We start from the raw sequence: 674 nt of genomic DNA, 5'->3' as shown, positions 1-674 counted from the left end.
GGCTTTGGAAGTAGCGCAGGATACCCGTCACTTCGGAGATAGAGAGCTGTGTACATTCTGATAACTCCTCAGGCGTCGCTATCTCAAGCTGAACAATCGAACGCAACACAGCGAGCATAGGCTTAGGCATCTTCTCAAGCTCTTCAGATTCAGGCGCGTGAAACAGCCTCACCATCACCTGATCGGTATCTTTGTTGCGGTTGAGGGAGAAACGAAAGAACCTTAGCGCGACGGTTGGGTTGCCATCTGAGTAATGCCATAGGATACGATAGAAGCCTTGCTTGGCGCGTTCCTCTTCGGTGACGTCTTGCTGATCCCACTGTTTCGGTACCACCAGACCGTCAAAGCTTACGGTGTAGTCATCAGATTGATTGATGCGTGTATCCAACAGTGAAGCGATCTGTTGTTCACTCCATTTAGGCAGAAAAGCGACCCAGTCAAACAGCAGTCTTTCGCCTCGTGCTCGATCGACAAAGCGCCAGCTTGCTTTCTCAATCGAGATAATTGCGCGATGGTTCTTCTTCGAGCGTCGAATCAAATTGGTTAAACGAATCAGAGCAGACAGACCACCCATCATAGGTTTCACCAAACGTTGCCCATTATCTACAGCGATCAGATAGGTGGTTTGACTACCGCGTAATTGACTGATGATTTGGATTTCAGTCGCATCCTCC

Annotated in this window: 1 pseudogene; it reads right to left on the bottom strand. The window is 49.1% G+C overall.

What is annotated here, in order from left to right:
* A pseudogene (locus KIV40_RS26155) lies at nucleotides 1-674 on the bottom strand (ATP-binding protein); the annotation flags it as partial.

It is taken from the genome of Vibrio sp. D173a, from assembly GCF_030248475.1.
The sequence above is the reverse complement of the archived record's forward strand: the minus strand, read 5'-3'. Positions and strand labels throughout refer to the sequence as shown.